Origin of the sequence: Achromobacter sp. F4_2707, from assembly GCF_047501535.1 — a bacterium.
Classification (GTDB): Bacteria; Pseudomonadota; Gammaproteobacteria; order Burkholderiales; family Burkholderiaceae_B; genus Yanghanlia.
In genome coordinates this window covers 78,957-104,943 of the sequence record NZ_JAZDRJ010000011.1, presented here as the reverse complement: position 1 = coordinate 104,943, position 25,987 = coordinate 78,957, and the positions used below count along the sequence as shown (strand labels likewise).

General features: G+C 58.3%; 30 protein-coding genes and 1 pseudogene. 12 read left to right on the top strand and 19 right to left on the bottom strand.

All coding sequences use genetic code 11. The annotated features are described in order from the left end of the window. Positions 1–8: 8 nt before the first annotated feature. From VRY85_RS11895 to thiD, 9 genes and pseudogenes are all read right to left on the bottom strand, one after another. The gene (locus VRY85_RS11895) at positions 9–212 is read right to left on the bottom strand and encodes a YbdD/YjiX family protein (RefSeq protein WP_414598813.1); all 204 of its coding nucleotides are present in this window, start codon (positions 210–212) and stop codon (positions 9–11) included. Between the two features lies 1 nt (position 213). Then, positions 214–777, bottom strand: coding sequence for a carbon starvation CstA family protein (locus tag VRY85_RS11890; protein ID WP_414598862.1), 564 nt, complete (start codon positions 775–777; stop codon positions 214–216). Continuing rightward, a complete protein-coding gene (locus tag VRY85_RS11885; protein WP_414598812.1) occupies positions 665–1,531 on the bottom strand; it encodes a carbon starvation CstA family protein in 867 nt (288 codons plus the stop codon). The genes VRY85_RS11890 and VRY85_RS11885 overlap by 113 nt, the downstream gene beginning before the upstream one ends. 43 nt (positions 1,532–1,574) lie before the next feature. Continuing rightward, positions 1,575–1,628, bottom strand: a pseudogene (locus VRY85_RS11880) (hypothetical protein); the annotation flags it as partial. Positions 1,629–1,774: 146 nt separating this feature from the next. Beyond that, positions 1,775–3,001, bottom strand: coding sequence for a bifunctional glutamate N-acetyltransferase/amino-acid acetyltransferase ArgJ (argJ, locus tag VRY85_RS11875; RefSeq protein WP_414598811.1), 1,227 nt, complete (start codon positions 2,999–3,001; stop codon positions 1,775–1,777). A gap of 170 nt (positions 3,002–3,171) precedes the next feature. After that, positions 3,172–3,696, bottom strand: coding sequence for a MarR family winged helix-turn-helix transcriptional regulator (locus VRY85_RS11870; protein ID WP_414598810.1), 525 nt, complete (start codon positions 3,694–3,696; stop codon positions 3,172–3,174). A gap of 128 nt (positions 3,697–3,824) precedes the next feature. Next, positions 3,825–5,111 (bottom strand): glutamate-1-semialdehyde 2,1-aminomutase, encoded by a 1,287-nt coding sequence (gene hemL, locus VRY85_RS11865; RefSeq protein ID WP_414598809.1) that lies wholly within the window; start codon positions 5,109–5,111, stop codon positions 3,825–3,827. Positions 5,112–5,169: 58 nt separating this feature from the next. Continuing rightward, the gene (gene thiE, locus VRY85_RS11860; protein ID WP_414598808.1) at positions 5,170–5,817 is read right to left on the bottom strand and encodes a thiamine phosphate synthase; all 648 of its coding nucleotides are present in this window, start codon (positions 5,815–5,817) and stop codon (positions 5,170–5,172) included. Continuing rightward, positions 5,814–6,641, bottom strand: coding sequence for a bifunctional hydroxymethylpyrimidine kinase/phosphomethylpyrimidine kinase (gene thiD / locus VRY85_RS11855; protein ID WP_414598807.1), 828 nt, complete (start codon positions 6,639–6,641; stop codon positions 5,814–5,816). Before thiD ends, thiE begins: the two co-directional genes overlap by 4 nt. 96 nt (positions 6,642–6,737) lie before the next feature. Here thiD and VRY85_RS11850 point away from each other — a divergent pair, with 96 nt between their 5' ends. From VRY85_RS11850 to VRY85_RS11835, 4 genes are read left to right on the top strand one after another with little or no spacing between them, the layout of a single operon-like run. Then, a complete protein-coding gene (locus VRY85_RS11850; RefSeq protein ID WP_102068856.1) occupies positions 6,738–6,902 on the top strand; it encodes a rubredoxin in 165 nt (54 codons plus the stop codon). Positions 6,903–6,961: 59 nt separating this feature from the next. Continuing rightward, positions 6,962–7,549, top strand: coding sequence for a YqgE/AlgH family protein (locus tag VRY85_RS11845; RefSeq protein ID WP_414598806.1), 588 nt, complete (start codon positions 6,962–6,964; stop codon positions 7,547–7,549). Then, positions 7,542–7,991, top strand: a complete 450-nt coding sequence (ruvX, locus tag VRY85_RS11840; protein WP_414598805.1) for a Holliday junction resolvase RuvX — start codon at positions 7,542–7,544, stop codon at positions 7,989–7,991. The genes VRY85_RS11845 and ruvX overlap by 8 nt, the downstream gene beginning before the upstream one ends. A gap of 34 nt (positions 7,992–8,025) precedes the next feature. Beyond that, positions 8,026–8,751, top strand: coding sequence for a lysophospholipid acyltransferase family protein (locus VRY85_RS11835; protein ID WP_414598804.1), 726 nt, complete (start codon positions 8,026–8,028; stop codon positions 8,749–8,751). 21 nt (positions 8,752–8,772) lie between these two features. Here VRY85_RS11835 and VRY85_RS11830 read toward each other — a convergent pair whose 3' ends face one another. The 8 genes from VRY85_RS11830 to mpl form a co-directional block, all read right to left on the bottom strand. Beyond that, positions 8,773–9,612 (bottom strand): symmetrical bis(5'-nucleosyl)-tetraphosphatase, encoded by an 840-nt coding sequence (locus VRY85_RS11830; protein WP_414598803.1) that lies wholly within the window; start codon positions 9,610–9,612, stop codon positions 8,773–8,775. Continuing rightward, positions 9,609–10,787 (bottom strand): LPS export ABC transporter permease LptG, encoded by a 1,179-nt coding sequence (gene lptG / locus VRY85_RS11825; RefSeq protein ID WP_414598802.1) that lies wholly within the window; start codon positions 10,785–10,787, stop codon positions 9,609–9,611. The genes VRY85_RS11830 and lptG overlap by 4 nt, the downstream gene beginning before the upstream one ends. 74 nt (positions 10,788–10,861) lie before the next feature. After that, the gene (gene mtgA, locus VRY85_RS11820; RefSeq protein WP_414598801.1) at positions 10,862–11,566 is read right to left on the bottom strand and encodes a monofunctional biosynthetic peptidoglycan transglycosylase; all 705 of its coding nucleotides are present in this window, start codon (positions 11,564–11,566) and stop codon (positions 10,862–10,864) included. A 10-nt stretch (positions 11,567–11,576) separates the two neighbouring features. Then, complete coding sequence (gene aroE, locus VRY85_RS11815; protein WP_414598800.1) at positions 11,577–12,428, bottom strand: shikimate dehydrogenase; 852 nt, start codon at positions 12,426–12,428, stop codon at positions 11,577–11,579. A 60-nt stretch (positions 12,429–12,488) separates the two neighbouring features. After that, positions 12,489–13,370: an energy transducer TonB gene (locus VRY85_RS11810; protein WP_414598799.1), complete on the bottom strand. Its 882-nt coding sequence runs from the start codon at positions 13,368–13,370 to the stop codon at positions 12,489–12,491. 21 nt (positions 13,371–13,391) lie between these two features. Then, positions 13,392–15,284, bottom strand: a complete 1,893-nt coding sequence (locus VRY85_RS11805; protein WP_414598798.1) for a ribonuclease catalytic domain-containing protein — start codon at positions 15,282–15,284, stop codon at positions 13,392–13,394. A gap of 39 nt (positions 15,285–15,323) precedes the next feature. Next, on the bottom strand, positions 15,324–15,914 hold the full coding sequence (locus VRY85_RS11800) for a YqiA/YcfP family alpha/beta fold hydrolase (protein ID WP_414598797.1): 591 nt from the start codon (positions 15,912–15,914) through the stop codon (positions 15,324–15,326). Further along, entirely contained in the window at positions 15,911–17,290 is a 1,380-nt protein-coding gene (gene mpl / locus VRY85_RS11795; protein WP_414598796.1) for a UDP-N-acetylmuramate:L-alanyl-gamma-D-glutamyl-meso-diaminopimelate ligase, read from the bottom strand. The genes VRY85_RS11800 and mpl overlap by 4 nt, the downstream gene beginning before the upstream one ends. A gap of 113 nt (positions 17,291–17,403) precedes the next feature. Between mpl and VRY85_RS11790 the strand changes: the two genes are divergently transcribed. The 8 genes from VRY85_RS11790 (at position 17,404) to VRY85_RS11755 (ending at position 23,955) form a co-directional block, all read left to right on the top strand. After that, the gene (locus tag VRY85_RS11790; protein ID WP_414598795.1) at positions 17,404–17,904 is read left to right on the top strand and encodes a TlpA family protein disulfide reductase; all 501 of its coding nucleotides are present in this window, start codon (positions 17,404–17,406) and stop codon (positions 17,902–17,904) included. Positions 17,905–17,985: 81 nt separating this feature from the next. Next, positions 17,986–18,420: a type II 3-dehydroquinate dehydratase gene (aroQ, locus tag VRY85_RS11785; RefSeq protein ID WP_414598794.1), complete on the top strand. Its 435-nt coding sequence runs from the start codon at positions 17,986–17,988 to the stop codon at positions 18,418–18,420. 76 nt (positions 18,421–18,496) lie between these two features. Continuing rightward, positions 18,497–18,943: an acetyl-CoA carboxylase biotin carboxyl carrier protein gene (gene accB, locus VRY85_RS11780; protein ID WP_414598793.1), complete on the top strand. Its 447-nt coding sequence runs from the start codon at positions 18,497–18,499 to the stop codon at positions 18,941–18,943. A 3-nt stretch (positions 18,944–18,946) separates the two neighbouring features. Continuing rightward, positions 18,947–20,293: an acetyl-CoA carboxylase biotin carboxylase subunit gene (accC, locus tag VRY85_RS11775; RefSeq protein WP_414598792.1), complete on the top strand. Its 1,347-nt coding sequence runs from the start codon at positions 18,947–18,949 to the stop codon at positions 20,291–20,293. Between the two features lie 59 nt (positions 20,294–20,352). Next, positions 20,353–21,276: a 50S ribosomal protein L11 methyltransferase gene (gene prmA, locus VRY85_RS11770; protein ID WP_414598791.1), complete on the top strand. Its 924-nt coding sequence runs from the start codon at positions 20,353–20,355 to the stop codon at positions 21,274–21,276. 12 nt (positions 21,277–21,288) lie between these two features. Further along, positions 21,289–22,464 carry a zinc-ribbon and DUF3426 domain-containing protein gene (locus VRY85_RS11765; RefSeq protein ID WP_414598790.1) on the top strand — a complete coding sequence of 392 codons (1,176 nt, stop codon included), beginning with the start codon at positions 21,289–21,291 and terminating at the stop codon, positions 22,462–22,464. A 14-nt stretch (positions 22,465–22,478) separates the two neighbouring features. Beyond that, entirely contained in the window at positions 22,479–23,414 is a 936-nt protein-coding gene (locus VRY85_RS11760) for a carbohydrate kinase family protein (protein WP_414598789.1), read from the top strand. 28 nt (positions 23,415–23,442) lie between these two features. Continuing rightward, positions 23,443–23,955: a glycine zipper 2TM domain-containing protein gene (locus tag VRY85_RS11755; RefSeq protein ID WP_414598788.1), complete on the top strand. Its 513-nt coding sequence runs from the start codon at positions 23,443–23,445 to the stop codon at positions 23,953–23,955. Between the two features lie 122 nt (positions 23,956–24,077). On the opposite strand, the gene fahA is transcribed toward VRY85_RS11755, so the two are convergent. Together fahA and VRY85_RS11745 are read right to left on the bottom strand one after the other, a co-directional pair. Then, complete coding sequence (fahA, locus tag VRY85_RS11750) at positions 24,078–25,361, bottom strand: fumarylacetoacetase (RefSeq protein ID WP_414598787.1); 1,284 nt, start codon at positions 25,359–25,361, stop codon at positions 24,078–24,080. A 43-nt stretch (positions 25,362–25,404) separates the two neighbouring features. After that, positions 25,405–25,968, bottom strand: a complete 564-nt coding sequence (locus VRY85_RS11745) for a YggT family protein (protein ID WP_414598786.1) — start codon at positions 25,966–25,968, stop codon at positions 25,405–25,407. Positions 25,969–25,987: the final 19 nt, after the last annotated feature.

Sequence of the window (25,987 nt, the reverse complement as noted above, 5' to 3'; positions counted from 1 at the left end):
AGCGTGGTTTAGCAGCAGCGCCCTTGAGGGTTGCGGTCTTCCCAGTCGTAGCGCTCGCGCCAGAACTCGCGCTCCGATACGGGGGCCTGGTCAGGATGGACGTTAGCCATATGCTCCAGGTACTTCTCGTAGGCGTCTGCTCGCAGAATGCCCTTGAAAAATTGGCCGAATCCTCCCAGGCGACGACGGCGAGGCTGGGTACTGGTGTACATATCAAGACCTCACCGATGCCGACGCAGGCAGGGCTTCCCATTGCGCCATGACAACTTTTTCAGACGCCGTTGGCAACATGCCGGCCGGAGCGAACAGACGCGACTCAACGCGCGGGTCTTCGGTCTCGGGCGTGGTGAGTGTGCCCTTATAAGCCTGCCAGGTCACCCGTAGCGCCGTGCCGATGACGACCAGAGCCAGGGCAACGAAGACGACGGACAACGAGCCTTGAACAAAAGTGTTGCGCACAACAGCTTGCATAGCTTCCACAGTTGTGGCGGTGCCAAAGCTGGTCTGTCCTTCTGCCAGTGCGTTCTTAAATGCCTGATGCTGCGCCCAATATCCGACAGCAGGAATTTTCGAGAAAATCTTCTGCCAAGATGCCCACACGGTGATAACGGTGATGAAGGCTAGCGGCAGGCCGACGACCCACAGGTAACGGAAGTTGCCCCGCTTAGCCACAATCGCCATGACGACGGAAAGGGCGATGGCCGCCAGCAGTTGGTTGGCGATACCGAACAATGGGAAGAAGGTATTGATGCCGCCTAAGGGGTCGGTGACACCCAGGACCAGAATGTAGCCCCAGCCTCCCACCATGATGGCGGTGCAAAGCCATGATGGCCACCATGGATTCCATCAGCATGCCGCCATAACCCAGAAAGCGGGTTTGCTTTTCCTTTTCGACCAGCTTGGGTGTGGTGCCCGATGAGATCAGGGCGTGGAAGCCCGAGAGGGCGCCGCAAGCAATGGTGACAAATAGGAAGGGGAACAGCGAGCCGGGAACGACCGGGCCATCGGCGCGGCTGGCAAATTCAGAGAAGGCGGGTACAGTGATTTCGGGTCGCACGACAACGATGGCGACAGTCAGCAGCACAATGACCCCGATTTTCATGAATGTTGACAGGTAATCGCGTGGCGCCAGCAGCAACCATACAGGCAGAACGGCAGCGATAAAGCCGTAGGCAATGATGGCCCAGGCCAGAGTCAGGCGATCGAGGTGAAAGAGCTCGGCGCCCCATGCGGATTCCGCTACCCAGCGCCCCGACACGATGGCGAACATCAATAGCGCCAAACCAATGAGGGAGACTTCCATGACCTTGCCCGGACGCAGGTAGCGCAGATAGCAGCCCATGAATATGGCAATGGGAATGGTCAGGGAGACTGAATATACGCCCCATGGTGACTCACCCAGCGCGTTCACGACCACCAGTGAAAGAATGGCGACAATGATGATCATGATGGTGAGCGTGGCAATCAGAGCTGCCGTGCCGCCGACGACGCCTAACTCTTCGCGGGCCATTTTGTCCCAGCGACCGGCCACCGCGACGCATGGAGAAGAACATCACCAGGTAATCCTGGACGCAGCCGGCCAGCACCGCACCGACGATGATCCAGATGGTTCCGGGCAGATAACCCATTTGCGCAGCCACGTCACTTCCGACGCAGTTTAGTCCTTGGATTCTTTATGGCGGTTTGAAGCCATGTCATTTGTCTCTAGTTGAAACAAAATGCTTGGGTTTCGCATAGGAAATTCAGACGATGGCTTCGTTTGGTAACGACTTAGTCAGGATCTGTAATCCGCATTGATGGTGACATACTCATGCGAGAAGTCGCAGGTGTATACCGTTTCCTGATGTTGGCCGCGGCCAAGGGCGATCCGCACGGTGATTTCAGCTTCCTGCATGATGCGTTGGCCGTCTTCCTCGGTGTAGTCGGGGTGGCGGCCGCCGTCACTCGAAACCAAGGTGTCGCCCAGCCACATGCGGGTACGGGAGACGTCGAGATCAGCAATGCCAGCATACCCGACGGCACACAGAATACGCCCCAGGTTAGGGTCGGATGCATAAAAGGCGGTCTTTACCAGTGGCGATTGCGCCACGGCGTAGGCCACTTTCAAGGCTTCTTCGGCGTTATTGGCTTCTTCCACCCGAACCGTGATGAACTTGGTGGCGCCTTCGGCATCTCGCACGATTTTCTGAGCGAGCTCCAGGGCCGCTTGAGACAGGGCGTCGAAGAGTGCAGGGTAGCGCGGGTCGTCGGTGCTTTCGATATGGGCGCCCGATTGGCCGCTGGCCATGATGATGAAAGAGTCGTTGGTAGAGGTGTCGCCGTCAACGGTAATGCGGTTGAAGGAGCGGTCGGCGATTTGGCGGGTCATGTCGGCCAGCAAAGCGGGTTCGATGCCCGCGTCGGTGGCGAGAAAGCCCAGCATGGTGGCCATGTTCGGGCGTATCATCCCCGCGCCTTTGCTGATGCCGGTAATGGTGACAGTGTGCTCGCCCAACGCCAATTTCCGCGATGCAATCTTGGGCTGGGTGTCGGTAGTCATGATGCCGTAGGCGGCATCGAACCAGTTGCCGGGAGACAGGTTGTCGATAGCGTCGGGTAGGGCGGCAACCAGGCGATCCACCGGCAGCAGTTCCAGGATGACGCCGGTAGAGAAAGGGAGGATTTGCTCAGGGGCGATGCCCAGCAGCCCGGCCAGAGCCTGGCAGGTTTGCTCTGCAGCCTGCAAGCCGGCCGCGCCCGTCCCGGCATTGGCGTTACCGGTGTTGACCACCAGTGCGCGTATGCCTTGGCCTGCGGCCAAGTGCCGTTCGCTAACCTGCACCGGGGCGGCGCGAAAACGGTTGGTGGTGAAAACACCCGCTACGGCAGTGCCTTCGGCCAGACGGAACACGGTGGTGTCTTTGTCGGCAGCTTTACGAATGCCGCTTTTGGCCGTGCCGATTTCGATGCCGGCAACAGGGTGGATATCGGATTGTGCTGGGATAGTGAGATTGACGGCCATTTTCTTCTTGCAGGCAGATAAGGAGCCCCCATGAAGGGGCGCCAGGGAATGGAACCGTTTATTCTATCCGCAACAGGCCGCAGTGTCCTGTTTGCCAGACTGCCTGAATGTCCGTGCGCGACGAGCCAAAGCGGGTGTTTACGCCTGTGGGGCGAATTGTGCTGGTGCGTCTATGCACTACCGGGCGGCGTCTGATCGGCCAGCCCGGCCGCTTTGAGTTCACCCAGCAATTCAAAGAGCAGCTGCCGGCGCTCTAAAGGCATCTTCTGGAAGGATTCGCCCACCCAATTCTGGTAAGCGTTCGCCATGCTGCGGAAGCTTTGCCTGCCTTTGGCTGTCAGGCGGATGATGCAGCTGCGCCGGTCGGTATCGACTTTGACCCGTTCGACCAGGCTGTCGCGTTCAAGCTGGTCGGTAATGCCGGTGATATTGCCGTTGGTCACCATCATGCGGCGCGACAGCTCGCTCATTTTGAGTCCGCGTGGCGCGTCGGCCAGTTGAGCCATGAGATCGAAGCGCGGCAAGGTGGTCTCGAACTGACTGCGCATCAGGCTGCGTACCCGGTTTTCCACCAGTGTGCTGCAGGTAAGAAGACGCAACCACAGGTGCAAGTCCAGCGTGTTGCTGGGCCGCGCCCAGCTTTCGCGGTCGGGGAGAGCACAGCCAACCACGCCGAGGGTGTGAGAATCTTTCATGTGCAGACCTTGTCTCCAAGAGCCAGCCAGGGGGCAGCCGGCAATGTCTGCACAGTTTAGGTATCGATAATTGACCCTGCCTTGATGTTTGGCAGGAAATCAACGATTGGCGACCGGAGTCGTTTCGTTCAAGCTGTTTTGAGCGTGGCGAATACCTTTTCGGCGATATCCAGGGTCTCGGTGATGATGGCTTCGGTGTGTGCGCCCGAGACAAAGCCCGCTTCAAATGCAGACGGGGCGAAATGCACGCCTTGGTCAAGCATGCCGTGGAAAAAGCGCTTAAACATTTCGACATCTGACTCGGAAACTTCAGCCAGCGTGGTGGGGATGCCGTCGCGGAAATACAGACCGAACATGCCACCCACAAAATCGGCGCTGAATGGGATGCCTGCGGCGCGCGCGCGTTGCTCCAAGCCTTTTGCCAATTGTGCGGAACGGGCTTCAAGGTTGTCGTAGAAGCCGGGTTCGTCGAGCAGGCGCAGCGTGGTCAGCCCGGCAGCCACGGCGACCGGGTTGCCGGACAGAGTGCCGGCCTGGTACACGCCACCCAACGGGGCGATATGGGCCATGATGTCGGCACGCCCGCCGAAGGCGCCAACGGGCATGCCGCCGCCGATCACTTTAGCCAGGGTGGTCAGGTCGGGCTGGACGCCGGTGAGGCCCTGAACGCCACGCGGGCCGGCCCGAAAGCCTGTCATGACTTCATCGAAAATGAGTACGGTGCCATGCTTTGTGCAAAGCTCCCGCAAGCCTTCCAAAAAGCCCTCGCGCGGTTTGACCAAGTTCATGTTGCCTGCAATGGGTTCAACAATGATGCAGGCGATTTCGTCCGGGTATTTGGCAAAGGCGGCGGCCACGGCATCCAGGTCGTTGAAGTCGAGCACCAGAGTATGTTGAATGAATTCAGCAGGCACGCCGGAAGACGTGGGGTTGCCGAACGTAAGCATGCCAGAACCGGCTTTAACCAGCAGGCTGTCTGCATGGCCGTGATAGCAGCCTTCGAACTTGATGATGCGCGAACGGCCTGTGTAGCCGCGAGCCAGCCGTATGGCTGACATGGTGGATTCCGTGCCGGAACTGACCAGACGAACCTGTTCCATAGATGGCAGGCGGGCAGCAATCGCTTCGGCGATTTCGATTTCTGCTTCAGTGGGCGCACCGAAAGACAGGCCGTTAACGGCGGCCTTCTGCACGGCTTCAACAACTTCCGGGTGGGCATGACCCAGGATGGCAGGGCCCCAGGAGCCAACGTAATCAATGTAGCGGGTGCCGTCGGCGTCCCACACATAGGCGCCTTGAGCGCGCTGAATGAATCGCGGCGTGCCGCCTACGGAACGGAAAGCGCGAACCGGTGAGTTGACGCCGCCGGGGATGGTCTTGCAGGCACGATCGAATAATTCAGAATTACGTGTCATATCTCGCTCGATAAGAATAAATGAGGCCGAATTTCAGGCAATAGTTAATGATAGACGATCAAATGAATAGCTCAGTGCAGCGTCGGGCTGCGGCTTCGATATCGGGCGCGAGAAACAGGCCGCTGATGACAGCGATGCTGTCGGCACCCGCTTGGACGACGGCTTGCGCGTTTTCTGCAGTAATGCCCCCAATCGCCACGACGGCGGGTCGCGCGCCTTCAGCGTTCGCGACAATCTGCTGCGCTTGGCGCAAGTGCTCGGGTAGGGCGCGCACGGCGTCGGGTTTGACGCTGGATGGGTACATGGCGCCGAAGGCGACGTAATCGACGTCGGCAAGCAAAGCGCGTTCGGCGAGCGCGGGCTCGTTATAGCAGGAGCAGCCGACAATTTTTTCCGGCCCCAGTGCAAGTCTGGCATCGGCCAGGCTGCCGTCGTCCCGGCCAAGGTGTACGCCGTCGGCGTCAATGAGGGCGGCTAGGCGCCAGTCGTCGTTGATGATGCTGATGACACCGAGATCGCGGCACAGTTGCACCACCTGGCGCGCTTGTTCGATTCGCTCATCCGGGGCGGCGGTTTTGCGTCGCCATTGAAAAGCAGACATGCCGCCGGCTGCTGCGGCGCGGATGGCGGCCAGCATTTGGTTGGTGTCGTCCCATTCGGGAGACACGCCATACAGGCCACGAGGAAAACGCAACGAGGTATTCATGTACGGCTCCGGTTTAAGATGCGCCCGCCCATGCCGGGCTGGAAAATGCGTTTGACCATGGCGTTCACAATGGTCACGCTGCGATCCACTGCTTGCTGGAGCTCTGCGCCGCGCGCCAGCTCTGTTGTCAGGACGGTCGCCAGTAGGCCGGCGCTGTCACTGACGGGATCGTTGACAGACGATGACCAGCGTGTGGTCTGGCCATGTTCGTCGCGCAAGAGATAATCGCGTTGCGCTCCTGCACCAGGCGCGCCCGATACCAGCAAGGCGCTCGCGCCGTAATCCAGCAACGCTTCCATAACGTGCTCCAGCGTGTGACCCGGCAGCAAGCCATGAGATTGCCATTGCTGCAGCAAGGTGTGGTCGGCCACCACCAGGTCGGTTTGCGGCAGTACGAGTTCCAGCAGCGCAGCCTGCGTGTCTTCGGCGTCGAACTCATCCTCGATCGATACGTGCGGCATGCGCTGCAGGTGAACAACCAGCGGAATGCTACTGTAGTCGGCCACAATCTGGGCAAGCGCGCTGACGGATTCCGTTGTATAAAGCGCACCGACCTTGATCGCATGCGCTGGCATATCCTCCAGTAGACAGCGGGCCTGATCATCCATGAACTCTGGGGGTATAGGCTCAATGTTCTCAGTGACGGCAGTATCCTGTACCAGTGAGCCTGTCAGTACCGAAATGGCGTGACAGCCCAGCTCAGCACTGGTGACGGCGTCAGCGGGTAAGCCGGTCGAACCGCTGGGGTCGAAGGGCCCGAAAATCAATATGATGGGAAGTGGCGCTGCGGACACGATAAAGGTGGAGTCAGGGGCGTTCCTCATACTGGTAGCCCCCTTGGTTTTAGTAACATTGGCCCCATTCTATAGGAAGCCGCCGCATGCCCGCACGGCTTCCCCATTAAAGTGAGCAACAAAATCATGCGAACCTGGATGTGTTTGATTTGTGGATGGATATATGATGAGGAAGCAGGTCTTCCCGAAGAGGGTATTGCCCCCGGCACACGTTGGGAGGATGTCCCCCCCAACTGGGTCTGCCCGGAATGTGGCGCCCGTAAAGAAGACTTCGAGTTGATCGAGGTCTGATCCGTGCGATGTTGCCGAGTGGCGCTGTCGCTGTTAATAGCCAAGCCAGGAGGTGAGCCATGATTGATGATTCTCAGTCCGAAAACGTTCTCAACCTGTCCCGGCAGCTGCTTGTGGCCATGCCCGGAAAAGTGGGGGGCAGTCTCGCCAATACGGTGATCTATGTGTGTGAACACACCGAGCAAGGCGCATTGGGGCTGGTGATCAACCGCCCTACCGATCTCACCGTGGGAGACCTTCTCAAACGGCTTGATCTGCCGCTATCACTAGAAATTGGCGCCCGCCAACAGGCCCCGGTGTTTTTCGGAGGGCCGGTACAGACAGACCGTGGGTTTGTGTTGCATATGCCGGCGCAAGGCTACAGCTCCAGTATCAAGCTAGGTGAGATCGCTCTTACCACCTCGCGCGACGTGTTGCAGGACGTCGCGGTTGGCAAGGGGCCGGAACACATGTTGATTACCCTGGGCTATGCAGGCTGGGGCGCCGGTCAGTTGGAAGACGAGATGTCACAGAACGCCTGGTTGCATGTGGATGCCACCAACCATATTCTGTTCGATATGGAGCCGGAAAAGCGCTACGATGCCGCATTGGCTCAACTGGGCATCACAAACCCCATTATGCTGACGGGCGACGTCGGTCATGCCTGAACAAGCCGTATCGGGCGCCTCAGGCGCGCTTTCTCAGGAAACTCTATTGGCATTCGATTACGGCGTAAAAAAAATAGGCGTGGCCATAGGCAACACACTGACGCAACACGCCAGGCCGTTGTGTGTGCTGCGTCCGGTGACACGCGTTCAGCGCTTCCAGGCTATAAGCGAGCTGTTGGATGAATGGCAGCCCGATCGCGTGGTCGTCGGTTTGCCATTGACTCCTGAAGGCGGCGAGCAATACGCGTCTTTGCGTTGCCGCCGTTTTGCCAATCAACTGCATGGGCGTTACGGGCTCGCTGTCGAGCTGGTTGATGAACGCGGCACCAGCGTTGAGGCGCAGGGCATACTCTGCACCAACGAAGATGACGATGCCGTGGCTGCCGCGCTGATTCTTCAGCGCTATTTCGACACGCTTTCCGCACAACAACAAGAGGGCTGACCGGGTGGGTTTGTTGTTATTTCCGGTTCGGCTGGTGTTGCTTGTAAGCTGGTTGCTAGGCGGGCTGTTCACCGTCATCGTGATATTTCCGGTTGTTCGCCTGAGTCAGCGGCAATGGATGATCCATCATTGGTCGCGTGTGCTAATGGCCTGTTGCGGCGTGTCTGTGCGTTACCGTGGTGAGCCCAAACTGAATGGCGCAGTGCTGTGGGTTGCCAACCATGTGTCGTGGGTCGATATTTTTGTGATGGACAGCGTGAGAGCGGTGTCCTTCATTGCCAAAAGCGATATCCGTAAATGGCCAATCATCGGTTGGCTGGTAGCGGGGGCAGGCACCCTATTCATTGAGCGCGGCCGTCGTCATGCTGTGCGGGCGGTCGGCCACCAGATGAACGAGCGTTTTGCCCGAGGCGAGGCCGTTGGCTTGTTTCCTGAGGGTACGACGTCTATGGGGCTGGATGTCTCGCCCTTCCATACCAGTCTGTTTGAGCCGGCCTTGCGTGCGGGTGTTGATATTCAACCGGTCGCCCTGCTGTTTTGGCGGCGCGGCGAGCGCACGACGCGCTACGCCTTCGTGGGTGAACAGACACTGGTGCACAATATCTGGAACCTGTTGACAGCAACCGGCACGGTAGTGGAACTGGTGTTCTGCCCCGTCATCAGCGCGGCCGAGTGTGCTGAGATGGGCCGGGCGGGGGTAGCCGGACACGCCTACGAGATGATTCGTGGCATCGTGAAAACAGACGCGGGCAGCGTCTGAGTCACCGCTGCCGACGGGCTTTCAACCCTGTGTGGCGGGCGCCCTGAAGGGGTGGCAATTCACCTGTACCAGCTTGTGGTCATGCAGACGTAAGGCGGTGAGCTGGCGGCCCCATACACAGCCGGTGTCCAGGCAGATGGCGTCGGGGCGTATCATCAGCCCCAATGTCGACCAGTGCCCGAACACGATGGTTTCATCTTCAATGACACGGCCCGGCACGTCAAACCACGGCACCAGCCCGCCTTTTGAGTCGGGAGCGTGCTTATGTGAGAAATCCATCCGACCATCGGGCGTACACATCCGCATGCGCGTCATGGCATTGACGATCACCCGCAGGCGTTTGCCGTTTTCCAGGTTTTTGTCCCAGTAGTTCGGCTCGTTACCGTAGATTTTTTCTAATGCCGTCGCCCAACGTGGGCCGCGCATGGCGGTTTCCACTTCACGAGCCAGTTCTTGTGCCTGAGTCGCGCTCCAGGGCGGCAGAATGCCAGCGTGCACCATGATGTGATTATGCTCGCGGTGCAGTAGGGGGCGATGCCGAACCCAATCTAGAATGCCTTCGGCATCGGGTGCAGCGAGGATCTCGTCAAAGGTATCGGATTTACCGGGCTTTTTGAAGCCTGCAGCAATGGCCAGCAGGTGGAAGTCGTGATTTCCAAGCACGCAGGTGGCGCGATCGCCCAGCGACATAATTGTGCGCAGGGTTTTCAGAGAGTCCGGGCCGCGGTTGACAAGGTCTCCGGCAAACCAGAAACGGGCGTTCCGGTCGGCGGCGATGTCAGGATGATCAAGCAGGCGCTGCAGGGCATCGTTGCAACCTTGCAAGTCGCCTATCATCCAGATGGGGGGGTGAGTGGTCATGCCAGAGTTTTGCTCCAGGGCACGCGGTTCTGGATAAAGCGGCGTACCCCATGTTGATTTTCCATCAGCAATAGTGCACCGAAGGCGATGGCCAAGGCTGCCAGATTGGGCACCAATGCCGTTACCCAGGGCGCCCAGCGGCTTAGCATGCCCACGTTCAGGGCAAGCTGGTTACCCATGAAGAAGCCTACACCAAGCAGAATGCCGATGAATACTTTGCTGCCGACGCCGCCCTTGCGGGTCTGCATGAAAGCAATGGGCGCGGCGATGGTCATCATCACGAAAAGGGTGAAGGGATAGGCGACCTTGCGCCATAGCGCAACAACTTGCCGATCCGTTTGCAGATTGTTGTCCGAAAGATAGTTAATGTAGTCGGCCAGATCGAGAATCGACATGCGTTCGGGCGTTAGTACCCGGGCGATCAGGCGTTCGGGCGTCAGGGTGGTGTTGAGCAGCCGCTCAGCTCGCTGCTCGACGCGCGTCACGGGCGCGGAAGGGGGGGTGGTATCGGCCAGCGCCTGTACCGAGCTTTCATCAATAATGGTTTCGGTTACGTTTTTGAGCAGCAGGGTGCCATCGGTAAACTGCCCGTGTTCCGCTTGCGATATCGAAGTCAGTTCTTGGCCGGCGCGGAACTCATACAGGGTGATCTGGCTGACCGCACCATTGGTATTCAGCTTGGAAATATTAATGATGCGGGTCCCGCCCTGGGCGTCAGTTTCTTTAAACCAGTAACCGCTGCTCATGCGCCCGCCTTCGGCGCGGCCCAGAAGATTCAGGCTGACTTCACTGGCTTTGAGTTCCGCTGCAGGCGTAATAACTTCAGAAAGCAAAAAGGCCCCCACTACCCAGGGGATGGTCACCACCCAGAGCATGCCCAGAAGCTTGAGGCCGCTAATGCCGGAGACGCGCAAAATCACGAGTTCATTGCGCTGCGCCAGCCCAGCCAAAGCCAGCACAGAGCCGATCAGAACCCCGATAGGTAATAGGTCGTACAAATAGGTGGGTAATGCCAGCGCCTGCATGTAGAACAGGTTCATCAAGGTGAACTGGGTTCCGACCTTGTCGAGCTCTTCGATCAGGGCAAAGAACGTGAACAGGCCCAGCAAGGCGATAAGCACGACAGAGCTGGATCGGTAGATCTCTTTCGCAAGATAGCGGCGGGCCGTGCGCATGAGAATTCTGAAGTAATGTTCGAAGAGCTAAATATGCAAGGTTAACATTCCTGCAATGGTCGTTGCACCGCTATTCAGGGGACTTCAACCAGCCTCATGCGTTTTTGTATGGTGGCGGTGCGTGATTGCAGATAGCGGGTGTTGCCGTTACGGTCGTAGTAAGCGGGGCGCGGCAGCATGGATGCTAGGCGTGCCGCCTGGCTTGAACTCAAATCTGACGCCTGACTCTTGTAATAATGCTGAGCCGCTGCCTGAGCACCAAAAACATTCACACCCCATTGTGCGAAATTCAAGTAAAGCTCCAGAATGCGTTCTTTGCTCATGGTGAGCTCAATCATGTACGTGATGATAAGCTCCTGCCCTTTGCGAACATAGCTGCGTGAATTAGACAGAAACAGGTTTTTAGCCAGCTGCTGGGAAATGGTGGAACCGCCGCGAATGGCAGTGCCGCCGCTGGCGGCTTGTCTGCGGTTGTGTTCCCAGGCGCGTTTAATGTCCTGCCACTCAACACCCGAATGATTAATGAAGTTCGAGTCTTCAGATGCAACTACCGCTCGCTTCAGATTAACGCTGATCTGGTCGTAGGGCACCCACTGATGCAATAACTGGGCTTCGGGGTTTTCTCGACGTAGCTCGCGCAAGGTCTGTTGCATCACGGCAGTGTTTGACGGGTTGAAAAAGCCGTACCACAGCACCAAGATGAACAGGCCGATCTGATATAGGGCAAATAGAACGACGCCGGCAAGAATAAAGATTCTGAATAGACGGAAAACCCACATGGTGTAGCGTTTAGGAAGCGCTTAACTCGTTGCGCAACATGGTCAGCACGGCTTCTGTTTCAGGGCGCACCCCATGCCAGATTTCAAAGCTGGCCGCCGCCTGACCAACCAGCATGCCCAGCCCATCGGCGCATTGGTGGGCGCCTGCAGCGCGGGCTTGTTCCATGAACGGGGTGGGTTTGCTCGCATACACCATGTCATAGGCGAGCGCTCCATCTGCGTACAAATCTTCCGGCAGAGCCGGCGCCTGACCTGACAGCCCGCCGGATGTAGCATTGATAACAATGTCCCACTCAGTGCCGGCGTCAGCCAGTGCGCCTGAGGATAGAAGGCCGGAAAATTGCGGCAGCCCGGCGGCGGTTTCGGCGTGCAGCCCGGTGGCGCGTTCAACGCTGCGGTTAACAATGCGCAGGTGGGTACAGCCTGCCTCCAGCAAGGGCAATAGTACTCCGCGCGCGGCGCCGCCTGCACCCACCAGCAAAACCCGCCGGTCGGCTGGGTCGTGCCCCAGGCGCCGTAAGTCGGCCAGCAGGCCTACGCCGTCCGTATTGCAGCCATGCAGGCGGCCCTGATCCATCCACAGTGTGTTGACGGCGCCGGCCAATTCAGCCCGGCGACTTAATGCATCGCGTGCCAGTTCGAATGCTTCTTCTTTGAACGGCACGGTCACATTCAGGCCATGGCCGCCTTGTGAGAAAAATTCGTCAACTGCTGTTGTGAAACCCTCGGGAGGCGCTAACAGTTTCCCGTATTCCAGTTCAATGCCGCATTGTTTGGCGAAAGCCTGATGAATGGCGGGTGAGCGGCTGTGTTCAATGGGGTTGCCGATAACTGCATAGCGGAGAAAGTGGGTTTCGGTCATGGGTGGGTGTGAAGTTCCAGCAGATGATTGAAGCGGTTGTACTCAGTGAGATCTTGTACTTCAGGGTAGCCGGGTTTCCAGTTGTTCGTGTGTGAAGTTCCAAGTACGGGTAATGGCGAGGATATCAGTATCGTGCGCCAGCTCGGGCGGCAAGGGCGGAAACGGTGCGGCCAGTTGCACAATACGCAAGGCCGCCTGATTGAGTACGGCATGTTCTGCGGGACGGTCGATTTCTACGCGTTCAAGCGAACCATCGCGCCGGATATAAACCGTCAATTGCAGGCTGCCGTAGATTTTCCCTCGGGCTTCCAGGGGGTAATGCTCGGTGCCCAGCAGTTCAATCTTGCGGCGCCAAGCCTCTATATAGCGTGCCTCTGGCGCTGAGGCGGCAGAAGGGCCAACGAAGTGGTGGCGCGGCCTGGCGTTGTATTGTTCGATTTTTTCCTTGAGGGCTGCGATCCGGGCATTGATAATCAGGCTTTCCTGGCGAAGCTCGTCATCGCCCGGTTCGCCGGGCGGGGTGTCCGGTTGGGGCGTGTCGGGTGCTGTCGGTGCGTCGGCGCGGGCTTGTAACAGGGCAAACAGGCGCTCCTGTTCTGCTTCCAGCTCCTTCTGGCGTTGCAACATGGCGGCCAGCACAACCTCATGAGGGGTGTCGGTGGCGGTACGCGGCAGCGGAGTGGCGGCTAGGCCGGCGGCATCGCTGCCGCCGCCATCAAAGTCATGTTGAGCCAGCACTTGGGGCCGCAGGGGTGGGGTATCGCCCTGGACATTCAGTAAAACGACTTCCATAGTGGTGTTGGGCGGCGCCACCGCTGGAGGGCCGGCAAAGCGTACGGCCAGCAGGCTGGCATGAACCGCGATGGAAATCAGCAGAGCCAAGCCGAGATAATCATCGCGGCGTCCACGTATTTGCAGAAGGCGGGCGGTGAGCACGGACATGGCAACAGACGGCTAGAGAAATCAGACAGGAGCAGTGTCGCGCAGCCTGCACTCCAGTTCAAGGGCGAGCTCATCGTAGCCGAGGATTTCAATCGTCACCTGGTGGCCGCGTTCCAGTGCGGGCAGGCCGGGCACCCGCGTCACCAGCGGTGCGCCATCCAGTCGGACCAGATCATCACGTAACACCGTGGCGGTGATCACTCGGATGTCCTGTTGTTGCAGCCACCGCAAGCACCAATAGCGCTCCATGGCGCTTTGGTAGTCTCCCCAAGCCGCGTACTGGGCATCGAAAGCGCCAATAATAGCGAAGAGATCTGCATCCTTGGGTTTGAAGGGGGCGGCAAGCCGTGCCGACACGCCGTGGCGGGCTGTTGCAATAACCTGCAACTGGTTAATCAGGTCAATATAGCGGCGCAAGGGCGAGGTGGACCAAGCGTAATAGGGCACACCGATGGCTTCATGGGGCAGAGCATGAGTGGACATGCGCACCCGGCCTGCTTGTTGTGAGCGGTAAATGCCCGGGACATCGTGCTGCGCCAGCAGCCCGCCCCACAAGTTGTTGGCCAGAATCATGTATTCCGCGATGATGCGATCCAGCGGCGCGTCGCGACGGCGCGGGACCAACTTCACCTTGGTGTCGGGGTCGTCGTGCGGGCCTTCCAGCACAAAGCTGTATTCGACCCGGCTGTTATTTTCGGGCTTGCCTCGTACGGCCTCACGCTGGGCGCTCAAATGCAAGGCATAGCGCCAAAGAGGTCGCAGCCACTCTCCGTAGGGAATGTGGGCGGAAGGGTCGGCCAGCGCCTCGACGGTAACGGCTTCATCAAGCAGGTTGTGGCGCAGATTTTCCGCCACGCGTATGCGCTCCAAGCGGGTTTCGCTGCCTAGCATTTCGCCGGTTTCCAGATTGGCGTCCACATAGAGGGAAAGCGCCGGCCGCAGTTCGCCCGCATCAAGGGAAAAAGCCGTGATGAGCGAATCGGGCAGCATCGGAATTTTGTGACCGGGTATATACACCGTAGACATTCTGGAGCGTGCCAGACGGTCGATGTCGTCATCCCGCTCAATGGCTAGACCAGGCGCAGCGATATGGATGCCCAGTCGCATGACGTTCTCGCCCAGCATAGTCACTGACAGCGCATCATCCACCTCGGTGGTGAAGCTGTCATCCATGGAGTAGGCCACAACGTCTGCGATCGGCAGGTCATCGAACTGGCTCGACGAAGCAAGCGCCAGATCGGGAAAGGTGGCGCCCTTAGGGAAATGGGTGGCCATGAAGCGAGTTTGGTGCAGGGCCAGAGGATGGGGCCAAGCGCCTACAGACAGCAGAAGTTGCTCGGGTGTGGTGCGCTTCTGCTCCACCGCAGCAGCAAAGGCTTTCCATTCATTCGAGTTTTTGTCGGGCTTAACTAGCAAGGAGGTCGCAACCTGGGCGATTTCCTCCGGCAATTCGCCGGCTAGTAGCTGATCTGTCCAACGCTGCTGCTGCTCTGCCTGCAAGCGTTTCTTTTCGATGGCGGCCAATGCGGCGGCCAGGATATCGGGTGGAGCGGGGCGATAGCGGCCTTTACCGCGGCGGTGAAAGTAGGCCGGGGCGCTATTCAGCGCAAAAATCAATGCGGCTTTTTCTACCGCACTGGGCACATGTCCGTAATAGTCTTCAGCAAAAACTGTGGCCTCGAATTCTTCCTGGGGAGCGCATTCCCACAGAAAGTCGATTTCTATTTTCTCGGCTTCCGCCTGTGCCTGGCTGAGCAACTGTGCGGGTTCGGGCGAGTCGAACTCAAATAGTACGATGGCATTCTTGATTTTGCTGCGCTTGCCCGATTCGGACTCCACCTGCATGGTGGAATCGCTGCGGGAAAAAATCCGCGCGGCCTTGAATGTGCCGCTTTCTTCGTAAAGGACGTGCATGATGTCTTTTTCAGGTGCCGCTGTGCGCGGCGGGTTTGTCTATTGAGTTCGCAGGACGCGTTCAAGAACTTCCGGCAGCCACTGCGAGAAATCGGAAATGCCGTGGTCGCTGCCTTCCAGCAGGCGTAGTTCGCAGCCTTGGTAGAACTCCACCATCTCGCGCCAATCCAAGACTTCGTCACCTTTGGCGGCCAGAAGGTAATAACGTTCGGGTTGCGCGGGGCGTGGCACGGCCATGTCGGCAAGCTCGTCTACATAGCTTGGCAGAAAATGGAAGCGCTCGTCGGAGTTCCACATGGTGTGTTCGCCCACCTGGGTGGCCAGGTCGCGGGCTGCATGCACCACGGGGTTGAAGAGCAGGGCACGGCATTGCCAGGCTTCAGCCAGGCAGGTGGCGTAATAGCCGCCTAGTGACGAACCCAGAACGACGAGCTCGGTTTTGGAGTCCATCCCTTGTGCAATACGCTGCTGGATCAGGCCGGTACAGAGTACCAACGCCTCGTGCGGGCTGGGGGGCAGCTGTGGGCAGACCCAATCTGCGGCGCGGCCGGCTTCCCGGACTGCTTGGGCCAGCATGCTGGCCTTGGTGGATTGCGGCGATGAGCGGAAACCATGCAGGTAGAGAATCATGTGGCCGCTCCGTTGTTTTTCAGGCGTTGCAAAAGACGATTATGTATTCCGCCGAAGCCGCCGTTGCTCATAACGAGAATGTGGTCGCCAGGCTGAGAGCCCGCCACAATGGCCGCCACCATGGCATCCATATCGTGCCATGTGGAAGCGCGTTCTCCCAAGGGCGCAAGCACTGCAGCGGCATCCCAGCCCAGCGCATGCTTGCCGGAGGTTTCCCCGTAGCAGAAAACGAGATCAGCTTGCTCTAACGAGCCGGGCAGGCGGGCGGCCATGGCTCCAAGCTTCATGGTGTTGGAGCGAGGCTCGACGACGGCCAGAATACGCCCCTGCGGATGTTGGTGGCGCAGCCCTGCCAATGTGGTGGCGATGGCGGTCGGGTGGTGGGCGAAATCGTCGTATACGGTGATACCGTTTACGGTGCCGCGCACTTCCATGCGTCGTTTCACGCCGCGAAAGTCATTGAGTGCGGCGATGGCTTGGGCTGGCTCAACGCCAGCTTGGCGGGCGGCGGCAATGGCAGCCAGAGCATTACGCTGATTATGGGCGCCGCTCTGCGACCAACTTACTGCGCCTGAATGCTGGCCGTTCAACAGCACATTGAAGTGGCCTGATTGCGGTTCGCCTTCCGCCTGCCAGTTGCCGCCGGGCCCGAAAGATTCAGTCGGCGTCCAGCAGCCGCGTTCGATAACGCGTTGCAGAGCGAGGTCGTCGGCTGGCAGGATGACGCGGCCCTGGGAGGGGATGATGCGCACCAAATGGTGGAATTGCGTTTCAATGGCCGCCAGATCGGGGAAGATATCGGCGTGGTCGTATTCCAGATTGTTCAGAATCGCTGTGCGTGGCCGGTAATGAACGAATTTCGAGCGCTTGTCGAAGAAAGCGGTGTCGTATTCGTCGGCCTCGATCACGAAGTGCGTGCGCTCGGGGTTGTAGCGGGCGGAGATGCCAAAATCTTCGGCTACACCGCCGATCAGGAAGTTGGGTTCCAGACCGTTGGCTTCCAGGATATGGGCCAGCATGGCTGAAGTGGTGGTTTTTCCGTGGGTGCCCGCCACGGCCAGCACATGCTGACCCCGCAAGATGTTTTCACCCAGCCATTGCGGGCCGGATACGTATGGCAGGCCCGCGTCGAGTATGGCCTCCATGAGCGGGTTACCCCGACTAACGACGTTTCCAACCACGAAAAGGTCGGGCCGCAGCGCCAGCTGGTCGGCCTCGAAGCCTTCGATGAGCTCAATACCCTGTTGCTCAAGCTGCGTGCTCATGGGGGGGTAGACACCGGCGTCGCAACCCGTGACGGTATGCCCGGCCGCTCTAGCGATAAGCGCCAAACCACCCATGAAAGTGCCGCAGATGCCAATGATGTGCAAGTGCATGATTTTCCTCCGGAGCCTATTGTAGTGGCAGCCGGCAACCGGGTTTCACCGATGACTGGTAGCCCGGGTGCTATCATCGTTTGTGATCCTTATTACCATCAAGGCACGGCAACATGAAACGGCGAATTTTTCTGCGTCATGGGCTGGCGGCGGCTGCCGCCGCGCTGGCTCCTTTGCCCTTGCTGGCTGCATCTCAGGAAGATGCGGTCGCAGTGTTTCTGGCAAGTTCTTTTCCCGATATGCAGGGCCAATCGGTACCGTTATCCACGTATGCCGGGCGTCCGCTGGTTGTGAATTTCTGGGCAACGTGGTGCGCACCTTGTGTCAAGGAAATGCCTGACCTTGATGCGTTATCGCGCAAATACACCGATATGACTTTCGTGGGCATAGGCGTAGATAGCCAGGCAAATATTGAACGTTTCTTGCAGAAAGTCCAAGTCTCCTACCCCTTGCTGGTGGCGGGGCATGGAGGCGTGCAAATCATGAAAACTCTGGGTAATCGCAAAGGTGGGTTACCTTATACAGTGATCTTCGATGCTGACTCCAAAGTCGCGCGGGACATCCTGGGACAGGTCGATCCTGATGATCTCGATGCCTATCTGGCAAGCTTGTAGGCGGCCTATGTGCAGCAGGCTTAATGGACAAACAGGGCTTTTTGGCGTAAAAAGGCGGTCTGTCTTCATAAGATTTTCATAATGGCGCAGCGCATTCTGGTTCTGCACGGCCCTAATCTCAACCTGCTCGGCACGCGCGAGCCTGAGGTCTATGGCAGGCTTGCCCTGGCCGATATCAATCAACGTCTCGAACACCTGGCGGCCGAACGGGGTGCCAGGCTGTCTGTGTACCAGAGCAACCACGAAGGTGCTCTGGTAGATCGCATACAGGAAGCGGGGCGTGACGGCACGGAATACATCATCATCAACGCGGCTGCGTATACGCATACCAGCGTTGCGATACGGGATGCGCTCTCAGCCGTTGATATTCCTTTCGTTGAAGTGCATTTATCGAATGTTTATAAACGAGAGGCGTTCCGCCATCACTCCTACCTGTCGAGTACTGCTCAGGGAGTGATAGCGGGGTTGGGAGCATTCGGTTACGAGGCGGCTTTGCTGTACGCTCTGGCCGGATAAACGCTGGCGTTTCTTTTTTCAAACATATGCATGGGCCCTGCAAAACAATGGCGGGGCCATGTTACGGAAAGTTGGTATGGACCTTAGAAAACTCAAGACCCTCATTGATCTGGTTGCCGAATCCGGCATTGCCGAACTTGAAATCACCGAGGGTGATGGCAAGGTCAGAATCGTCAAGTTCTCTGAAACCAATCAGGTGACGGTGCCGATGCAGACTCAGGTGGTTCCCGTCGCGGCTGCGCCGGCAGCCGCCGCGCCAAGTGCTCCCGCTGAACCAGCAGTGCCGGCCGGGCATGTGGTCAAGGCGCCCATGGTGGGCACTTTCTACCGCGCTCCCAACCCAGGCGCTGCACCGTTCGTGGAAGTCGGCCAGAGCATCAAAGAAGGCGACGCCCTGTGCATCATTGAAGCCATGAAGTTGCTCAATGAAATCGAAGCTGACAAAGCCGGCGTGATTAAGGAAATTCTCGTCGAGAACGGCGAGCCGGTCGAATACGGTCAACCCCTGTTTGTCATTGGCTGATCCATGTTTGAGAAAATCCTCATTGCCAATCGCGGTGAAATCGCGCTGCGTATCCAGAGGGCCTGCCGCGAACTAGGCATAAAGACAGTGGTCGTGCACTCCGAGGCCGACCGCGATGCCAAATACGTGCGACTGGCCGACGAGTCCGTTTGTATCGGCCCTGCCTCGCCGCGTGACAGCTACTTGAATATGCCTGCCATTATCTCGGCGGCAGAGGTCACAGATTCCGAGGCGATTCACCCTGGTTATGGCTTTCTGGCCGAAAACGCCGATTTCGCTGAACGGGTCGAAAAAAGCGGTTTTGTCTTTATTGGCCCACGGCCAGAGACCATCCGCGTGATGGGTGACAAGGTCAAGGCCAAGCAGGCCATGGTTGCGGCCGGTGTGCCCATTGTGCCCGGTTCTGAAGGTGGTTTGCCCGAAGACCCCACCGAAATTCTGCGCATTGCGCGCGAGATTGGCTATCCGGTCATCGTGAAGGCAGCGGGCGGCGGCGGCGGTCGGGGTATGCGGGTGGTGTACACCGAAGCGGCATTGCTGAATGCGGTGGCGCTCACTCGTACCGAAGCTCAGTCTGCATTCGACAACCCAGAAGTCTATATGGAGAAGTTCCTTGAGAACCCACGCCATATTGAAATGCAGGTGCTGGCCGATGGCGGTCGCAATGCACTGTGGTTGGGCGAACGTGACTGCTCCATGCAGAGGCGTCACCAGAAAGTTATCGAAGAAGCGCCCGCGCCCGGTATTCCGCGGCGGCTGATCGAACGCATTGGCGAACGTTGCGCTGAAGCCTGCCGTGGCATGGGCTATCGGGGCGCCGGCACATTTGAGTTTCTGTACGAAGACGGCGAGTTTTATTTCATCGAAATGAACACCCGTATTCAGGTCGAGCACACCGTGACAGAAATGATCACGGGTATTGATCTTGTACAACAGCAGATTCTGATCGCTTCTGGTGAAAAATTCACCTTACGTCAGCGCGATGTGCAGTTCAAAGGCCATTCCATCGAGTGCCGGATCAACGCCGAAGATCCCTTCAAGTTTATTCCCAGCCCAGGGCGCATCACCAATTGGCACGTGCCGGGTGGGCCAGGGGTGCGCATGGATTCGCACGTATTCTCCGGCTACACCGTGCCGCCGAACTACGATTCCATGATTGGCAAACTCATCACCTATGGTGATACTCGCGAACAAGCCATTGCCCGCATGCGTATTGCCCTGTCGGAAATGGTGGTCGAGGGGGTCAAGACCAACATCGACCTGCATCGCGAACTGATGGCGGACGCGCGCTTCATCGAAGGCGGCACGCCCATTCATTATCTTGAGCACAAGTTGTCCCAAAGGCCCTAAACAGACGGGCCTGATTGCGCAGGCCCGGGTTCGCCCCGGGCTTGTTCACGGAAAAAAACATGCGTGAACTGGTTTTAAGCTGTCCCGAGGCAGAAGCGGAATCTCTTTCAGATATTCTGCTGGATATCGGTGTGCTGGCGGTATCGGTCGAAGATGCTGACAGCGATACGCACACTGAAACGCCGCTCTATGGCGAGCCGGGCCTGGAACCTTCCGTGCAGGCATGGCGCAATAACCGTGTGGTGGCATTGTTGCCCGACGGTCTGGACCCAGCGCAAGTGCTCGAACAAATGGCCGATCTTTCCGGTGCGCCGGTCGCCGAAGGGCAATGGCAGGTACGTGAGGTTCCCGATGAAGACTGGGTGCGCCTGACGCAATCACAGTTCGGCCCCATCCAAGTGGGTGCACGCATCTGGATTATTCCAAGCTGGCATGCCAACGATCCCGAAATCACAGCCAACCACGCCTCACATAGCGGCGCCATTCGTATCGAGCTCGACCCTGGCCTGGCTTTTGGCACAGGCAGTCATCCCACCACTCATCTTTGCCTGGAGTGGCTGGCAGACAGCCTGCCCAGCGGCGCGACCGTGTTGGATTACGGTTGTGGTTCGGGCATTCTGGCGATTGCTGCATCCATGTTGGGTGCCGCTAGTGTCGATGCCGTTGATATCGACGAGCAGGCTGTGCAGTCCACCCGCGATAATGCGCTTAACAATCAGGTGAGCGTGAACGCCTGCCTGCCCGATGCGTTGGGCGAGGGGCAGTTTGAAGTGGTCGTGGCCAATATTCTTTCGAATCCCTTGAAAGTACTGGCGCCCATGTTGGCGAACCGGGTGGCGCCGGGGGGTAGCTTGGTACTTTCGGGCGTGCTGGAACGCCAGGCCGAAGAGGTCGCAGCCGCTTATGAGCCATGGCTGCAGATGGAAGTCTGGAGGGCTCGCGACGGTTGGGTCTGCCTGCACGGCCGACGCCCGACGGTTTGACCCGCAGGTAGTATGAGCATGGAGCTGACCACGCGTTGCCCGGAATGCGAAACCGCCTTCCCGGTTTCTCTTGAGCAGTTGCAGCTTCGTAAAGGCTATATCCGTTGCGTTCAGTGTGCGCATATTTTTGATGGCTTCGAGGCGGCGATGGCGAGTGGCCCTGCCCGCCCGGCAGGGCCTGGCGGTTTCAGGCAACCGGTGGTTGAGCCTTCTATGCCCGCACTGTCGGAAGCTAATGCTTCCAGCGCATTTGATCAGCCAGATTCCTCACCAAAAAAATTCATCATTCCGTCTTCTGAGCGCTTTCAGATTGATACGCCGGAACCTGCTCAGCCATTTTCAATAAGTGGTGCGGCAAGTGGCCGGCCGTCTGCCGAGCCAACCAAAGAGCCGGTTGTTCCATCCATGCCAATTCCGGGTGGTGATCTGGGTGATGATGAGCCCCGGTTGCCTTCCGTACTGCGCCAACGCGGCGGCCCGCGCGCCCATGCGACTGCGTCACCGGACTTCACAATTTCAGCGGCGACATCGCGCCCGGGCCCCCGGCACGATGCCCACGCACAGACGCCTCGGGCCGCTAGCCCGGTTGAGCAGCAGCAACACGATAACGACAGCGACGATTACCTGTTTGTCGAGCCTCACGAAGCGCGGCGCTCTGAACGCTATCAGCCTGAGTTCATGGTAGAAGCGCGTCGGCAGCGTGCATGGATGACGCCGGTTTGGGCGTTGCTGACATTATGCGGCCTGATACTGCTTGCCCTGCAAGGGGTGTACGTGTATCGGGCGCAGTTGGCGAATGCTTTTCCCGGGCTGAGGCCTTCTTTGGAAACAGCTTGTGAGCGCCTGGGCTGTGTCGTGCCGTATGAGCGCAGCATTGAGGCGATCGCCATTACCGGTTCCGCCTTGCGTGCCAGCGGCTCACCCGATGGAGAGGTATCCAAGCTGATGCTGGAAGTCACTCTACGCAATACGCACGCTCAGCCGCAGGAATGGCCGACCTTAGTGCTTGACCTTAAAGATGCATCGGGCGCCGTGGTGGTGCGGCGCAATCTGGCCTCTGATGTCTGGGTGCCTGCCGAATTACGGCAAGGCCCGTTTGCCGCGGGTAGCGAAATCAAGGTGCAGTTGCCAGTAGCGGTACGAGGCTTGCAACCCAATGGTTATCAGCTGGATAAATTCTTTCCCTGAATATGAGTGACAATATGTCTGAAAAAGTCCTGATCTGTGGTTCGATCGCATTCGATACCATCGCCGTTTTTGAAGGACACTTCAAAGAACACATTCTGGCTGACAGTATCCAGTCTTTGAGTGTGTCTTTTTTTGTTCCCAGCCTGCGCAAGGAGTACGGCGGCTGTGCGGGCAACATCGCCTATAACCTGAGACTGTTGGGCGGCCAGCCTGTGCCGGTAGGAACGGTGGGAAGCGATGCCTCCGACTATCTGGAGTACATGCAGGAACTGGGCATTGATACCAGCTTGGTGCGAGTACTGCCCGACATGTATACGCCCCAGTGCTTTATCACTACTGATCTCGATAACAACCAGATTGCTTCGTTTCACCCTGGGGCGATGGAAAAGTCGGCCGATAACGACATCAGCGGTGAACAGGCGGCCTGGGGTATTGTGGCACCTGATGCAAAGGACGGCATGTTTGCACATGCCCGCCGCATGCACGCGAGCGGAATCCCCTTTGTGTTTGACTTGGGGCAAGCCATGCCGCTGTTTGATGGCAATGACATTCAACAGATGCTGGAAATGGCTTCCATACTTTGCGTCAACGAGTATGAAGCTAGCGTGGTCGTGCAGCGTACTGGAAAGACGATGGAAGAGATCGCCAAAGGCCTGAAAGGCGTGATTGTCACGCATGGCAGCGAGGCCTCGGTGGTCTACGAAGGCGGTGAGCGTGTCGAAGTTCCCGTACTCAAGGTGGACCAAGTGGTTGACCCCACAGGTTGTGGCGATGCACATCGCGCGGGGCTGCTGCATGGCCTGACTCGTGGCTGGAATTTGCAGGACGCATGTAAACTAGGAAATATCATGGGTAGCATCAAGGTGGCCTCGCGTGGCCCGCAAAACCATCGGCCTACCCGTCAACACATTGAAGCGATGCTGCAAGACCACTACGGCATGAGCCTGTAGGGCGGCAGCGAAAGCACAGGAGCGACACATGAATACAACGTCGATCAAACAGAACACAAACCCCGGCCTGGTGTCGCGGCGCTGGCTTGCCGCACTGGCAGTCGTCGGCTCGCTAACCGTACTGGCCGGTTGTGCCCATCAGAGCGCATCCAGCTCCGTGTATACCTATGGGCAGGCGCAGCGTGAACAAATCGTACGGCTGGGTACTGTAGAAGCGGTGCGCAACGTGGTCATTCAGAAAGAACGCACGACCGGCGCAGGCACTCTGGCTGGCGGCGCGCTAGGCGGCGTGGCGGCCAGCGGCATCGGTGGCGGCAGTGGGCGAGTGCTGGCGACTATCGGTGGCGGCTTGCTGGGTGCGATGGCTGGCGATGCCGTCGAACACCAGATGGGTAAATCGGCCGGGCTGGAAATCACCGTGCGGCTGGATAACGGTGAAACACGTGTCATTGCCCAGGAGGCCGACGTAGCAATCGGCGTAGGGCAGCGTGTGCGCGTTATCAGTGGCACCGGCCCCACTCGCGTAGTGCCAATGTATTAAACACTGGGCACTGAGTACGCGCTGGGGCTAATGTTCCGGCGTGTACCTTTACCCCCGTCGCCCAACACAGGCGTCGGGGTTTTTTTCGCTACAGGTCTTTCAGTGGTGTAGTTAAAGCAACATCATGCCTGGCTGAGGGCGGGCAGTACGGTACCGCGGCATTCCCCGAACCCGATACGCCGCACGCCTTCCCGTTGGCAATATGCGCGCAGAATGATGGTATCGCCATTTTCCAGGAACGTTCGTGTCTCGCCATTGGATAGCGTGAGTGGGTGCTTGCCGCCGGTTGTCAATTCCAGCATGGAACCATATTGTTCCTTGGTTGGCCCAGATAGTGTCCCCGAGCCAAGCAGGTCGCCTGGGCGCAATGCACAGCCGTTGACGCTATGGTGGGCCAGTAGCTGCCCAACTGTCCAGTAGGCGGCCTGAGCGAAATTCGAGCGAGCAATGACATCGCCTGCGTGGCCTTGCTGCGCCATGCTTGCAGTTTGAAGCACGACTTCCATCTCGATATCAATAGCTCCTTGCGCGCGATTATCGGCAGAATCCAGGTATGGCAGAGGGTCAGGGTCACCCTCTGGGCGCACAAAAGGACGACGAAACGGTTTAAGCGCGTCCATGGTGACCATCCATGGTGAGACGGTGCTGGCAAAGCTCTTGGCGAGGAAAGGGCCCAGTGGCTGGTATTCCCAGGCTTGCAGGTCGCGCGCGCTCCAATCGTTGAATAAGGTAAGGCCGAAAACATGCTGTTCGGCCTGTTCAATGGGAATGGGCATGCCCATCCGGTTGGGTTGGCCAACGAAGATACCGAGTTCTAGTTCGAAGTCCAAGCGCGCGCTGGGTTGCAGCACCGGCTCGGATGCCTCGGGTGTTTTGACCTGGCCCATGGGGCGGTGAAATGAGCTGCCGCTGACTTGCAGGGTGGAAACCCGCCCGTGGTAACCGATGGGCACCCATTTGTAGTTGGGAAGCAGCGGGCTGTCCGGACGGAACTGGCGGCCCACTTCAGTGGCGTGATGAATGCCGATATAAAAATCGCTGTAGTCGCCGACCTCGCAGGGAAGGCCCAGCGTTACGGCGGTTTGTGGTAGCAAAGCGGCCTCAAAGAGGTCGCGTTGTGCGCTTCCTTGGCGTAAACCAGCTGAAATAGCCTGGCGCAAGGCAAGGCGCTCAGCGGGAGTGGCTTGCATCAACCGATTCATGTCACCGTGGCCGATAAGCCCCGCCTTGCGGAGATCAAGCACATATTGGCCAATTGCCACGCCGATCCGCCAGGCGCTGTCCTCAGACGTATGAAACCTTCCGAATGGCAGATTCTGAATTGGAAAGTCCGTATCAGGCTTATTGGCGGATGTCACCCAGCTCAGCAGTTCGGGCGAGAGCGTATCGTCCAGGGGTTCGTTCATTTTTGCAAGCACCTGCGCGTGTAGCTCATGTCTAATGAATTATCTACACACCGAAAAGCGTGAAAGCGAAACGCTGCAGCACCATGATGGCTATTTGAGCCAACACCAGGAGCACCAGCGGCGAGAGATCAAGCCCTCCGAGATCGGGCAAGAGGCGGCGGATTGGGTCCAGCAAAGGCGCGGTAAGCGTTTGCAGCAGGGGCATAATGGGCGCCAAGGGGTTCACCCAGGACAATATCGCCTGAATTAATGTGACCCACAGCACCAGATTGAACGCCCATTTAGCCATTGTGACGACCGCCGCTACCAGCGAGCGAGCGAGAGCCTCGCCGGAGGGGAACTGGCTAGTGAGAATCAGCCACATCAGCAGTAGATAAACCAGAGCAGTCAGCCAGCAGGCTATTAGCGAGGGCCAATCGAGCCGGTTTGAAGGCTTGATTACATTGCGCAATGGGCTGACCAGCCAGTTTGTAGCGCGCAGTACCGCTTGAGAATAAGGGTTGAAGGGATGCAGCCGGATGGCGTACATCCAAGCTCTGATGATGAGCGCGATGCCAAAGAGTGAGAACAGGACGTTGAGTACAAAATACAGCACATCGCTGAACATGATTGCCTACCGGGGAAAT